The organism is Austwickia sp. TVS 96-490-7B (assembly GCF_019331795.1).
Lineage (GTDB): Bacteria > Actinomycetota > Actinomycetes > Actinomycetales > Dermatophilaceae > Austwickia.
Genome location: NZ_JAHPZL010000008.1, coordinates 739,362 through 752,499, shown reverse-complemented (window position 1 = coordinate 752,499; position 13,138 = coordinate 739,362). Strand labels below are relative to the sequence as shown.

At 57.6% G+C, this 13,138-nt stretch carries 13 protein-coding genes; 6 read left to right on the top strand and 7 right to left on the bottom strand.

All coding sequences use genetic code 11. The features are described 5' to 3' along the window. The first annotated feature begins 23 nt into the window (after nucleotides 1–23). Nucleotides 24–2,729: a phosphoenolpyruvate carboxylase gene (locus tag KEM60_RS13900; protein ID WP_255574643.1), complete on the top strand. Its 2,706-nt coding sequence runs from the start codon at nucleotides 24–26 to the stop codon at nucleotides 2,727–2,729. A gap of 96 nt (nucleotides 2,730–2,825) precedes the next feature. Here KEM60_RS13900 and KEM60_RS16680 read toward each other — a convergent pair whose 3' ends face one another. Next, a complete protein-coding gene (locus KEM60_RS16680; RefSeq protein WP_255574642.1) occupies nucleotides 2,826–2,954 on the bottom strand; it encodes a hypothetical protein in 129 nt (42 codons plus the stop codon). A 183-nt stretch (nucleotides 2,955–3,137) separates the two neighbouring features. On the opposite strand from KEM60_RS16680, the gene KEM60_RS13895 reads away from it, so the two are divergent. Next, complete coding sequence (locus tag KEM60_RS13895) at nucleotides 3,138–4,163, top strand: radical SAM protein (RefSeq protein ID WP_219108144.1); 1,026 nt, start codon at nucleotides 3,138–3,140, stop codon at nucleotides 4,161–4,163. An 80-nt stretch (nucleotides 4,164–4,243) separates the two neighbouring features. On the opposite strand, the gene lpdA is transcribed toward KEM60_RS13895, so the two are convergent. The 3 genes from lpdA to KEM60_RS16675 form a co-directional block, all read right to left on the bottom strand. Next, complete coding sequence (gene lpdA / locus KEM60_RS13890) at nucleotides 4,244–5,638, bottom strand: dihydrolipoyl dehydrogenase (protein ID WP_219108143.1); 1,395 nt, start codon at nucleotides 5,636–5,638, stop codon at nucleotides 4,244–4,246. Between the two features lie 71 nt (nucleotides 5,639–5,709). Next, the gene (locus tag KEM60_RS13885; protein WP_255574668.1) at nucleotides 5,710–6,432 is read right to left on the bottom strand and encodes an ATP-binding cassette domain-containing protein; all 723 of its coding nucleotides are present in this window, start codon (nucleotides 6,430–6,432) and stop codon (nucleotides 5,710–5,712) included. Between the two features lie 36 nt (nucleotides 6,433–6,468). Then, on the bottom strand, nucleotides 6,469–6,597 hold the full coding sequence (locus tag KEM60_RS16675) for a hypothetical protein (protein ID WP_255574641.1): 129 nt from the start codon (nucleotides 6,595–6,597) through the stop codon (nucleotides 6,469–6,471). Between the two features lie 320 nt (nucleotides 6,598–6,917). On the opposite strand from KEM60_RS16675, the gene KEM60_RS13880 reads away from it, so the two are divergent. From KEM60_RS13880 to KEM60_RS13865, 4 genes are read left to right on the top strand one after another with little or no spacing between them, the layout of a single operon-like run. Continuing rightward, a complete protein-coding gene (locus KEM60_RS13880) occupies nucleotides 6,918–7,259 on the top strand; it encodes a WXG100 family type VII secretion target (RefSeq protein WP_219108141.1) in 342 nt (113 codons plus the stop codon). Nucleotides 7,260–7,268: 9 nt separating this feature from the next. Beyond that, nucleotides 7,269–7,556, top strand: a complete 288-nt coding sequence (locus KEM60_RS13875) for a WXG100 family type VII secretion target (RefSeq protein WP_219108140.1) — start codon at nucleotides 7,269–7,271, stop codon at nucleotides 7,554–7,556. Next, nucleotides 7,556–9,106, top strand: a complete 1,551-nt coding sequence (locus KEM60_RS13870; protein ID WP_219108139.1) for a glycohydrolase toxin TNT-related protein — start codon at nucleotides 7,556–7,558, stop codon at nucleotides 9,104–9,106. The genes KEM60_RS13875 and KEM60_RS13870 overlap by 1 nt, the downstream gene beginning before the upstream one ends. Next, nucleotides 9,103–10,038, top strand: coding sequence for a TNT domain-containing protein (locus KEM60_RS13865; RefSeq protein ID WP_219108138.1), 936 nt, complete (start codon nucleotides 9,103–9,105; stop codon nucleotides 10,036–10,038). Before KEM60_RS13870 ends, KEM60_RS13865 begins: the two co-directional genes overlap by 4 nt. A 353-nt stretch (nucleotides 10,039–10,391) precedes the next feature. On the opposite strand, the gene KEM60_RS17020 is transcribed toward KEM60_RS13865, so the two are convergent. The 3 genes from KEM60_RS17020 to KEM60_RS13850 are packed head-to-tail and all read right to left on the bottom strand — an operon-like array spanning nucleotide 10,392 to nucleotide 13,080. After that, nucleotides 10,392–11,027: an LppA family lipoprotein gene (locus tag KEM60_RS17020; RefSeq protein ID WP_219108137.1), complete on the bottom strand. Its 636-nt coding sequence runs from the start codon at nucleotides 11,025–11,027 to the stop codon at nucleotides 10,392–10,394. Next, a complete protein-coding gene (locus KEM60_RS13855; RefSeq protein ID WP_219108136.1) occupies nucleotides 11,024–12,784 on the bottom strand; it encodes an alpha/beta hydrolase in 1,761 nt (586 codons plus the stop codon). Before KEM60_RS13855 ends, KEM60_RS17020 begins: the two co-directional genes overlap by 4 nt. Next, nucleotides 12,781–13,080: a hypothetical protein gene (locus KEM60_RS13850; protein ID WP_219108135.1), complete on the bottom strand. Its 300-nt coding sequence runs from the start codon at nucleotides 13,078–13,080 to the stop codon at nucleotides 12,781–12,783. The genes KEM60_RS13855 and KEM60_RS13850 overlap by 4 nt, the downstream gene beginning before the upstream one ends. Nucleotides 13,081–13,138: the final 58 nt, after the last annotated feature.

Sequence of the window (13,138 nt, the reverse complement as noted above, 5' to 3'; positions counted from 1 at the left end):
GTTTCGTTCCTAGCATGGGCGCCATGAGTCTCGTCCCGACAGCACCGGAGATCCCCGGAATCCACAAGGATCTGGAGCTGCTCACCTCGCTCCACGCGACGGTCCTGCATGAAGCCGGGCGTGACGACCTGGTGGAACTGATGAACACCCTGGTCCAGGCAGCCTCCGACACCTCTGACGGTGCGGCATTCACCCGCGCTCGCGAGATCGTCGAAGCCCTCGACCACGAACAGGCGACATCACTCGCACGAGCCGTCACCGTCCACCTGCACCTGACCAACCTCGCCGACGAACGGCTCCGGGCCCGTTCCCTGCGGGCTGAAGTCGCCGACTTCGGCCGAGGTGTCGAGGAAGGCGGCGTGGGGGCAGCGCTCGCCGAGATCGGTGACGACGCCGTCCAGCGCGTCGCGGACCTGCGGATCCATCCGGTGTTGACCGCGCATCCCACCGAGGCGCGTCGTCGAGCAGTGTCCACTGCGTTGGCGCGGATCTCCGAGCAACTCGACCGATACGACGACCCGTGGTCGGCTGGTCTCGAACGAGAGTTCGCGCAGCGACGGATGTTGGAGGACATCGACATCCTGCAACGCACCTCCACGTTACGGCGGACCCGCCCCGAACCGGAGGACGAGGTCAAGACGATCCTCACCGTCTTCGACCAGACGTTGTTCCGAGCCGTGCCCCGGCTCTATCGGTCGGTCCACGCTGGATTGGGAACGACGCACATGCCCCCGGCCTTCGTGCGTTTTGGCAGCTGGGTCGGCGGTGACCGCGACGGCAACCCGTATGTCACGGCCGATGTCACCCAACGCACCATGGCCGCGCAGGCACGACACGCGTTGGCGGCCCTCGCAGGACATGCCGACCGAATCGCCCGAAACCTGACGATGGACGAGATGAGCACGCCACCGTCAGACGCACTGGTCGAGTCGTTGGCCAACGATGCGGTGCGGCTACCCGAGGTGATGACTCAGGTCGTCAAAGACTCCCCTGGGGAGCCCCACCGGCAGAAGATGCTGGTCGTGGTGGCGCGCCTGGAATTGACGCGTGCTGAGAAAGCCGGAATGGCGTACCGAGATCCCGAAGAGATGCTCACCGATCTTCGCCTCGTCCAGCAGAGTCTGGACACTGCGGGTGACACCCGCGCTGCCACTGGTGAGTTGCAACAACTCATCTGGCTGGTCGAGACATTCGGTTTTCACTTGGCTGAGCTGGAAGTACGTCAACACAGCGCAGTGCACGAAGCCGCTTTGGTGGAGTTGCTCACCGGACTTCCTGACGTGGACGACCCAGCTGCGGCCGCCCATGATGCGGACTTCCTGGACCGGTTGGCCACTGAAGGCTGGCCGAAGGGGGCGACGGGACGTCGGCACGCTGACTTGTCCGAACGCACCGTGGAGGTGCTGGACACCGTGCGGGTGATGGCCTGGCTGCAAGAACGATGGGGTCCGCGATGCTGCGGCCGATATGTCGTTAGCTTCAGCCAAAGCGCCGCCCATCTGGTAGCGGTGCGAGCACTCGCACGGCTGGCCGTGGGCGATCGCCCACTACGCCTGGACGTCGTACCTCTCTTCGAAACGGGTGAGGACCTGCGCCATGCTGAGGGCACCTTGCAGGACTGGGTGGCGTTGGCGAGCACCCGCACCTGGTTGGACAGCACCGCCCGACATGTCGAAGTGATGTTGGGGTATTCGGACTCAGCGAAGGACGTTGGGCCAGCCAGCGCCACGCTGACCCTCGACCGCGCTCAATCAGCGCTGGTGTCCTGGGCAGAGCAGCAACAGGTCAAGCTGACACTTTTCCACGGTCGCGGTGGCTCGTTGGGTCGAGGCGGCGGCCCGCTGCACCGGGCAATCCTGGCGCAACCCACCGGCTCAGTCGACGGACGCTTCAAGGTCACCGAGCAGGGTGAGGTGATTGCCGCTCGGTACGCCGATGTCACCATCGCTCAACGCCACCTAGAGCGCCTGACCAGCGCCGTGTTACTCACCGACGCGCCAGGGCGGGCCCAGCGCCGGGACGACATGGCGGTGGCTTACGCAGATCTGGCGGCGACGATCGACGATGCGTCCATGCGGGCGTACCGACAGTTGGTGGAGTCACCGGGCATCGCTGATCTCCTGGCCCAGGCCAGCCCGTTAGACGAATTGGGGGAGTTGCGGCTGGGGTCGCGTCCCTCGCGTCGTAGTGGTGTGGAGAGCGGCCGATCTTTGGACGATCTGCGCGCCATTCCCTGGGTGTTCGCGTGGGCTCAGGCCCGCGTCAACATCCCCGGATGGTATGGCTTGGGGTCGGGCCTAGCTGCTGTCGGTGACCTGACGGTGCTGCGGGATGCCTACCGTGACTGGCCGCTGTTTGCCTCGCTCATTGATGTGGCAGAAATGAGCCTTGCCAAGTCCGATCGGGCGTTGGCGCAAGCCTTCCTGGAGTTGGGCGGACATCCCGATCTTGTCGAGGTGATCCTCGCCGAACTGGATCTGACCCGCATGTGGGTGCTGCAGGTACTCGGCCAGGACGAACTGCTCGGTCACAAGCCGCACTTGCATGACGCCATCGAGCTGCGGCGTCCATATATCAACGCCTTGTCGCATGTGCAGATCCGAGTCTTGCGGTTGCTGCACACCCCGGAGGCTCTGGCTGATCTGGATGACGCGACCAAACAGGCGTGGCGCACGGTACTGCTGCTCACCATGAACGGTGCTGCTGCTGGATTGCAAAACACCGGCTGATCCCCAGCTGGTACGACGTATCACAGCCGGGTCGCCTCCCAGGGAGACGACCCGGCTGTGGTGTGAGGTACGGCGCGTCCGTCGTACCCGGATCGATCAGAAGTTGATCATGTGCCCAGCGATGCCATGCATGGCTTCTTTGAAGGCCTCACCTAGGGTGGGGTGAGCAAACACGATGTGACTGTCCACATCTGAGCTGGGGACAGCACTGAGTGGCACCAGCATCAGCTGATCCGTAGTCGATCTCACAGCTATCGGCAAGAGCCAGGGCTGAGTCGTGAGACATGTCTGTTCATCGAATAGAAGTCAAACACCAGCTGAATTCTGCAATAAGAATCTGGTGGGGCGTCTCCCGGGGGCACGGATGGGGATGTTCTGGGGTGATCCTGTGTTCAAGGAGGCTTTGTGATGTCAGCTACCGTCAGTGAGTATAAAACTCTGCGTCGCCGCGTCGCCCGCCATCTGTCCGCTGCACAGCATCTCAACCCTGTTCGGGCGGCCAATCTAGCGCGCTTGATCAGTGACATGAAAGGGCGCGAAGAGACAGTCAAGTCTCGCCCCATCTTTGCGCGCATCAATCCATGCTCCCTTTGTAATTTATCTTGCCCAGCTTGTCTTATTCATGCCGACAAGGAGGGAATTAGGGAGTATATCCGCCCCAAAGGGATGATGGCGATGGAGACCTTCCGTCAGATCATTGACTGTCTCGAAAAGTCATTGCTTCAAGTCATCCTCTACGATGAGGGTGAGCCGTTGATGAATAAAAGAATCTGGGACATGGTGGCTTACGCTCATTCTCGAAATATCCGCACCGTTATCAGTTCTAATCTGTCATTTAAGATGAATGACGAGACGATTGCGCAGATGCATGACTCTGGGCTGGATTACCTGGTTGTAGCGCTCGATGGCGTGAGTCAAGACGTATATGGTCAATATCGTCAGGGGGGAAATGTTGAGTGGGTGATGTCTAACTTTGAGCGCATCGTGGAGTATCGGCGACGCTATCCTTCACGCACTCATACCAAGGTGGAGGTCCAGTTCATAGAGTTTGACTTTAATGCGCATGAGAAAGAAGCTGTTGTCGCATATGCAAGGAAGCATGGGGCGGATCATGTCAATTGCTTCTTGTCCTTTACGGAAGAATTGGCTGATCGTGCGAGCTTGCAAGGGCTGCCGCGGTCCTATTATGGATGCTTTGATCTCTACGCCATTGCTGACTTTGACATCGACGGCACCCTGTATAGTTGCGATTTCCAGGAGGATTCTGATTCTGCAGGAATTGGCAACATTCTTCAGGATGACTTTGATGAATTATGGAACTCGTTGCAGATGGTCCGCTTGCGACGCGGTTTCGCCGATCGCACGGGAGAACTCACTGACCGTGTCTGTGCAACCTGTCCGGTCACGAGAGGGCTGCCTCGGATTTTGAACTGATCTGCTGTAGCAGAGACTAGATCCGGTCTGCACGCAAAGCCAGGTGTGCAGACCGGATCTAGTCTTAGGTAGCGCTGAGATCAGAAGTTGATCATGTGCCCAGCGATGCCATGCATGGCTTCCTTGAGGGCTTCACCCAAGGTGGGGTGGGCGAATACGGTGCGGCTGACCTCATCTGCGGTGAGATCCCACTGCTTGGCAACGCTCGCGGCGGGCAACAGTTCAGTGACGTCCGGGCCGATCATGTGGACACCGAGGATCTCGTGGTACTTGGCGTCGGCGACGACTTTGACGAAACCGACACCCTCGCCGAGGCCCTGTGCTTTGCCGTTAGCGGTGAACGGGAAGCTCGCCGTCTTCACCTCGTGGCCGGCGTCCTTCGCCTGGGCTTCGGTCAAGCCCATGGAAGCTATCTGCGGGTGGCAGTAAGTCGCCCGGGGGATGTTGACATAGTCCACCGGCATGGTCTCGGCGCCTGCGATGGTCTCCGCTGCGACGATGCCCATGGCTTCTGCCACATGGGCGAGCATCATCTTGCCGGTGCAGTCACCGATGGCATAGACGCCGTCAACGTTGGTGCGGCAGAAGTCGTCCACAGCAATCGCACCGCGCTCAGTGAGCTGTACGCCGAGATTCTCCAAGCCGTAGCCCTCCGTGCGGGGCTGGAAGCCGAACGCCGTCAGCATCCGCTCCGCCTCGAGCACCGTTGAGTCGCCACCAGCTGCGGGGGAGACAGTGACTCGCACCCCGGAGCCGGTGTCTTCGACCGACTCGACCTTGGTGCCGGTCATGACTTTCACGCCAAGCTTCTTGTAGTGCTTAGCCAGTTCCTTGGAGACGTCGGCGTCTTCGGTGGGCACCATCCGGTCGAGGAACTCCACGATCGTCACATCGACGCCGAAGTTGGCCATGACGTAGGCGAATTCGACGCCGATCGCGCCGGAGCCACCGATGATGATGGACGTCGGCAGGTTCTCGTCGAGGATCTGCTCTTCGTAGGTGACGACGTTCTGGGACAGCTGGATCCCCATCGTCTTCACCGTCGCACCAGCAGCGATGATCAACTTGTCGAAGGAGATGCTCTTCTTCTCACCGGAGTCCGACTCCACGTCCATCGACGTAGGGGACGTGATCGTGCCCCAGCCGTCGATTTCAGTGATCTTGTTTTTCTTCATCAAGAAGTGCACGCCCTTGACGATGCCCGCGCTGACCTGGCGGGACCGCTTGTGGGTCGGGCCAAACGACATGGTGGCATCGCCCTCAATGCCGTACTTGGCCTTTTCGTGGGTCAGCGTGTGCGCCAGCTCGGCGTTCTTCAACAACGCCTTGCTCGGGATGCAGCCCACGTTGAGGCACACACCGCCCCAGTACTTCTTCTCTACTACGGCGACCTTCTTGCCGAGCTGTGCTGCCCGGATTGCCGCCACATATCCACCCGGGCCGGCGCCCAGGACCACCACATCGAAGTCAGCCATGGGGCCAAGCCTATCGGGGCGCCCGACCCGCTCCTGTCACGCGGTGGCCACGGAGTCACTCCCGGCAAGTGTCAATGGTCCTGACGTTCGTAGAGCTTGACGCCCAGGAAGTACGACGCGATGAGAAGCGCCACTGCTGTGATCAGGGTGACCGCCGCCAACGACATCCCAACAGTCGAATCAGCTCCATACGTCGCAGGCGCAACCCCCTCCGCCTGAACAAGCGGCACTGACAATCCGAGACTCTGCAGGAAACGGATCACTGGGTTGAACATCGTGCCCATCACCACACCGATCACTCCGGCCAACACGTGGTGCTGGTGGACGAGCCCGGTCAGCAGCACCATCAGCAGGCTTTGCACGATCACAACCACCCCCATGCAGCCGGTGACGATCGCGATTGCGGTGTGCACGGGCATGAGGTCATGCGCGACATCCCAGGCGACTAAGACCACCGTGCAACCTCCGGCTCCGGCAGGAAGATCGTCGTACCCACCGCGGACGGCGCGAAAAGAATCGATGATGTCGGGGAGGAGGGTGTCGACGGTGATCCGCCCGTCACAGAGCACGATCAATCGATCAGCGATGCGCTCCTCATCACTAGCCAGCTGCGTGGAGAACACCACAGAATGCTGCGGGTTGACCATGAAGTCGGCGATCTCATTCAGCAGCATGCGTCGACCTGGCGGATCGATGCCATTGGTGGGTTCATCAAGAATGAGCAAATCTGGGTGGTGACTCAAGGCCACTGCTAGCTGCAAACGCATTCCTTGCCCGTGACTCAATGCGTGCACTTTCAAGGAGCCGGGGTGGGCTGCCCACGAGGTGAGTCAGGCAAACTGGGCACTGTCCCATGTCGGATAGAAGGGCGCCAGCAGCGATTCCACCTCGGCAATAGTCCAGTACGCCGGATAGGGCATCTCGTCCAGGACGGTGCCGACCCGGACGGGGTTGATCATTGGGAAGCAACGGAAGCTCCCCGTGGGCAACCGACGAGATCCCACATGCGTGATGCCTCAAACCGCTGGTGTGACCTCACTGCACGCTCCGTGGCGCAGCGACTGCCTGCGTGAGACAGATCGGGGTCAGTGATGTGCACAGCCGTGATTGCGGTCGATGCGATCAGCGGCGTACGGTCTCCGGCAGCGGAGCAACAGGGGGTACCCCTGGGGAGGTACATGGCTCGTTAGCCAGGCTCATATGACTGTGGTTGCTTCGGCAGCCCAGTCATATGAGGGCACTGTTGCCCAGGGGGAAATCATGAGCCACGGGGGGATACGTGAGCGGCTTTAGTGCACAATTCGAAGGTTTCGCCCGTGCCAGAAAAGAAATGCTTGATGTCGAGGAGGCGTTGCGGGCAGCGAAATCCCGCGCGTCAGCATCAGTCGCTGAGCTAACCGACACGGGCTGGAGCGGCCAAGCGTCTCAGGACTTCGTCGCGGGATGGCAAGAATGGACCTCGGGCGCCGACGATCTTCTCACTTCTTTAAATCAGCTGAGTGAAGCGATCGATCAAAGTGCTGCCGACTATCACGCGCGTGACATGGCCGAAGAACGTCATCTCCGTGCCGCCGCAGCTGGACCTCAGGTGCCCGGATCGTCCGGGCTGAACATGGAATAGGGGGAATCCATGTTTTCAGTGGACTTGTCGCGCCTCGACGCAACTGTTGCGGACCTCGAGCGGGCTGAAACTGCGATCGAAAAGGAGCTGGCGGAGCTGGACGCCGCGGTGGCGCGGCTGCAACACGTCTGGACCGGAGAGGCGGCCTCCGCTCAGGCAGAGGCTCACCAACGGTGGATCACATCAGCGGCAACCATGCGTCATGGCCTGCTTCGTATGCGCGAAGCCGCCAGGACCGCCCATACCAACTATTCGGCCGGCGCGGCCGCCAATGTGCAGATGTGGGAGTCGATCTGATGCGGATCGATGTCAATGAACCTGGGTTTACATCCCCCTCTGACCAGCTCAAGTACGCTGCTTCCGACCTCCACGCGACGCGAGAGACGCTCTCGAAGATCCTCAGCGGCACCGGTGGGATGGCCGGCTCAGACACCGGCGGCCTGAAGTGGGCTCACGAGTATGACATTGCCGCAGGCGCAGCCGTCCAAGCGATCGAAGACAGAGCCGCCGGAATGAATTCCCTCGGGGTGCTCCTCACAGCCTCCCTAGCAAACCACCGCGCCGCCGAGGCGGCCTCAGCCATGAAGGCACCCCCGAAGGAGACGCCCTTCCCCGCAGACCCACAGGCGGGGCACGGCACGGTGCGACCCCCCGGGGCTGCCGGTGCGCCCGAGGATGCGCCGGAATGGTTCGGTCAGCTGGTTTCCCATCTTCAGGGCGTGATCTGGCCTAACGGCGATACAGGTCGGCTACGGACTGCCGGTAACGCGTGGCGACAAGCCAGCAATGCGGTCTCGATACGCGCGGGTGCTCCTCGGGCTGCATCCGAACAGCTCAACGCGATCAGAAGCCCTGAGGTGCCGACCGCACAAGGCTTGATGGCCAAGGCAGCTGATGCCGCTGGAGAACTCGCGTCAGTTTGTCGTGAGATCGGCGATTCCTGCCATGCTTACGCCGATCAGATCGATAAAGCTCACGACGACCTGTGGGACCTCGCAAAAGATTTCGTCCGCGACACCGTCATCATTGAACTGGTCGGCGCGGTGCTCGTCCCCTTCACCGTAGGCGTCTCGGAAGCCATCGCCCAAGCTGCCGAGACATCACGTGGCGCAGCAGCTCTCGCCGGAATGATCACGCGCATCGCGCGCTTCGTGCAGGCTGTCAACGCCGTCGCTGGAAAAGTCACTGCAGCGGCCGGGAAGATCACCGGCATCAGCAAGGTCATGTCTCGGCTCGCCGACGTCCGCCTGGTGAAGGCGGTCATGACCATGAACGCCAAGGTTGGTGTTCTCTCTGCGGACGCCGGTCGCGAGGCTGCCGCCAGGTTGCTGGGGGTTGATGCGGCGGAAGCTGCCGCTAAGGCTGCGTGGGAGCGTATCCTGCCGACGATCCCTGAACATATCCTTAAAGAGCCGCATATCCCGACAGAGGGGCCGAACGTCGAACTCTATCGGTTCTATAAGCCCTACGGCGGCATGACCAAGGAACAGTTCTATGCGAAGTATTGGGATCCGGAAACAAAATGGTGGAAATATCCGCCGAATAATGGTTTTTTGGGTGACCCCATACCGGCCCAGGCGAAGCCGGGGGAGATTATTCATCGCTTCGGAGAGAGTAAAGGGTCCTATGCCGCGCCGGATGGCGAGCAGTTCAGGGCTAGATCGATTCCCCCAAGTAGCGTTGAATATCAGCCGCATCGATATAAAGTGTTAAAGCCACTTGATGGCGTGCAGGAAGGGACGGTGGCGCCATGGTTTGATCAGCCAGGCCAGGGGAAACAGTATTATTTCAAGGATCATGACATTGACTGGTATGTCAAGAACGGATATCTGGAGGAGATCAAATGACTCTTGATGAGTTGATGGAGATGCAGGCATCTTTAGAAGATAAGGCGGTGGTACGTGTCGAAGACATCGCCTCAGTTCGGGATGATGGCACCTACATCATTGGATCTGATCAACACGGGTGGTTTACCTATGCCTGGGAACGTGGGATAAAATTTAACTTTAAGCGGCATCCAGATGAGGTGTCAGCAGTCGCCGAGCTGATCCCATTCGTTGAACGAGTGCTGTACTGCGAGCAGGCATCCCGTCGTGCACCGCGCCGTGAAGATGATCCTGGGTGGGAGGAGGCTCGTTTGGGTCAGCATCGTCGGTTGTCGGGGGAGGGTGCTGAGTCTGCGTTGGCTGTGTTGCGGGAGTGTGGGTTGGAGTCTGTTGTTCCGGTGGCTAAGGCGTTGCCGGGTGAGCCGATGCCGCCGGAGGAGGTGTGGATGGTTTTGGTGTCGGGCGTTGGTCAGTGGTCGGTGGGGGCAGTGAGCCGTGGTCAGTTCGCGGCGTATCGGTATACGGTCGGTTTGGAATTGGGGGAGTTGTTGGGTGAGTTGTTGCGTCCGTCGGGTCAGCGTCATTTATGGATGTCGCGGGAGGATTTGGAGCGGGGTGGTCGGTTGACGGCGGAGGGTGTTTTTGGTCGGGTGGGTGCAGCGGGTGGGGGGCCGTTGCCGTGTGGTTTGGTTGCTGGTGATGTGGTGGATGTGGTGGGGTCGGAGCGGGGTCATCATGTGTATGCGGCGATGACGCCGTTGACGCAGCGGGCTCAGCCGCCGTGGACGGTGCAGGGGGAGTATCACGTGTATCGGGTTGCGGGTGAGTTGTCTGGTCAGGAGGGTGTGGCGGCGCCAGCGTTTGAGCAGCCTGGTGGTGGGGCGATGGTCGTGTTGGAGCGACCAATTCGTTGGTATATCGACGAGGGTTTACTTGTCGAGATTGACACCTGACCACAGCTGCCTTGACCTGACTCCTGATATCTCGAGAATCACTTTCCGTACAGGAGCATGATCCTTCACGTTCGGAAGACGCCAAAACTGCGTCTATGATTCGTGCCGCTCTTGGCAAATGAGGGTGTAGTCCCTGGCTGAGCCGACTAACGGTTGTGGTGGGGATAGGGGCGAGGTCTTAGCGGGGCGCCAGTTTGTATATGCATCGTTTGGCAATCCTTGGTCCGCTGCTACAACGGGTGACAGTGTCACCTGCGCCCATAACAGGCCCCATCTTCACCCCGGATCGAAGCCCACACGCTGGTGACACCTGTGGTACACAGCTATAAAAAAACGTAGTGCATTTATGATTTTCAGGAAGAAACACTATTGGGCGGTGAATGAGGAGATGTTGTAGTTCCTGAATTCCTAGATGAAGTTCCAGGAAGATATAAGTAACAAGACCCAGAGAGCATCACGCTCATAGCCAATTTCGCGGAGATTGAAAGATATTCATTGCGTGGTCCTCTAAAGTGTAATGCCCTATCTTCAGGGTCAGTCGTGCGTCCTCCTGTAAGCCTAAACCCATTTTTAAGTGCAACTTTTGTCATGGGTAGGTATAACTTTTCCCAGTTTTTACCAATAAAATCTTTTGTCGAAATGAGATAAGTGCCAGAGCCAGTCTCGCGGGGTGGATCTAGGTGGAGTAGGCATGCAGACTCTCCGATTTTTGTTATTTCTGGGTCCCATTTGACATCCGGAGATGCCTCTTGTGCCGCAGCCATTATATCGGATAGAAGTCTATGGTAATCCACTTGTGCTTGCTGGAAGCTAGGGCGATCCGTTAGGTCATCTAGGGAGTAGGCATCGTATCGATTAGATATTTCTTTCTCAGGGTTATGATGCAGGCCACAGCCTGACAGTAAAGTTATTGCGAAAACAATAAAAAATAGTAGAAATCTACTTGGGGGCCAAGATGCAAATCTACTTTGTCGCTCATTGAAAATCATTGAAACCCACCCCGCACTCGAGGATGATTATTAACTTTAATATGCGGAGGTTTATTGACTTGGTGCGGGTCCCCCACTTTGTGAAGCTTTTCTAGATCTCCCGTCACGACTTTAGATAGGTTATCCATGCTCGTCGAATCCTGATTAAGATATGAGGAATGACCGTTCACTTGTGTCAAAGTGCGCTCGGAGCCATCGACCACTACTCGCACTTCGCCAGTATTTAGCTGATTTATCCATTTAAGGTGATGGGGGGCGGTGCCAAACCATTCTGTTTCTGCAACGAGGTCTTTTTTAGCTTTCTCGTAGAAGCTTGAATTGACAGGAATCTTATAAGATTTTTCATCGTCAGAGGCAAGCCCAGGTGATCCAAAATATCCCACACGGTCGACTCCGGTATTCTCCAATAAAGCAAAACTTGTTGTAGTCGATCCGTACGAATGTCCAAGCGCAGTGATGTCTGGGTCAACTGACCGAGAAGAATTAATTCCTCTGAAAAAATCAGCGAGCCTGCGCCCGCCGTCTACAGCGGCGGCATCATGGAAGACTGAGTTAGAAGTAGCGATTGTTGAATACTGAGGCGCCTGATAGCCGAGCCAGGTCACTGATGCGACGGATTTCATCGCATCAGCCTTGTTTGCAAATTTGTGAGAATCTATGAGATTGTCGACTGTTTTAGACCTCAATCTTTCCATATCACCGTCGTTACCCTCCATTCCTTGAACAGTTGAAGTAAAACCGGGAGTGAAAACTCCAACCTTCTCAGCGGTGTCTAAATCCCCTTGTGACACGATGGCTTCAGTTCGATCTCGTGTGATGTCGAGTCCGATAATATGGCGGTCTTCTTTTTCGGAAAGACGCTGAACCGTATCCAAGGACGCCAACTTGTCCTTCACTAAATCCCGCCTGGCAACATGCTTTCTGAGTTCATCGGGGTCGTCGCTTTTCTTATCCCAATCATTATTTATCGATTCCAGTTCTTTCTTCAGCTGTTCTCTGTAGCGGGGGAGAAGATTTCTGTTCGCCTGGTCCCTTGCAGAGAATGATACGCCATTGCGATTTCCAATCCACTCCGGATGGTCTTTAATAACTTTGTCTTGCTCTGGCTTAGAAAGAGACTGCCACCAGGCAGCATTTTCCGAGGGAGTGCTATTTCCAGGTGGAGGTTCAACAACGCTACCTTTACCTTCTTTGGACCCATAATCAGCTGCAGCAACCAAAGAGGTCGCGCCACCATCGCCGAGTCCGTTACTCACAATTTTAGACAACAAAAGAGACACGTCAGAATCTACGTCTGCTGCTTTGCGCAATGCTGCTTTAATGAAAGCTGCACAATCGTCTATCTCGCGCTGGCGTTCTGCGGCAGCTAGCTCTGCAGCATGCCGTGTGGGGTACTTTTTGTTGTCAGGATGAGATGAGACCGTCCCGTTATCAGAAATTATCAGCGTTTTAGAGTGGGCGAATGATTCTGCCTCTTGGATCGCGTGCCGGATACCATCTAGGCCGGTCTCAGCATCAAAAAGTGCTCTCCTTGTGGCACTTACTTCAGAAGCTATCTTCTCCATGTCATCAATAAGCTTCTTGCACCGATCCGACGCTGCCTGCGCTGCCTTTCCAGACCACGCCGTGGTTTTTTTCATAGTGTCCAGCTCGTCGGCGCAGGACAAAATCGCGTCGAGATTCGACTTTAATGCTTTTTCTGCTTCTCCGATTTTGCGTGCATCCCACCGCTTAATTTGTTGCCATGTGAGGCTCATCTGCCCCCCTGGCGAGATAGGTCTCGCTTGGCTGCAAGATCAGTATCTTGATATGATTTTGCTGATTCATCCAATGCGTTCGCATAGTCCAGCATCAACCTTTTCCAGTCGGCAAGATTCTTTTCCCACCTTTCCCCTAATTTCCTAGCGACATCAGCAGACGCGGATGAATCCATCCCCTCATTAACGTGCGATATCGATGATTTTAATGTCACCGATCCCCCTTGATCGGCCGCGTCTCTGGTTGCTTTAACGGCTTTTTGTAGACTTTGCACATCTGCTTCAAATCCGGTCATATCTTCCCTTGTTGCTTCGGCTGTAAAATAATCAATGCTATGAACAGCCGTAGATTAG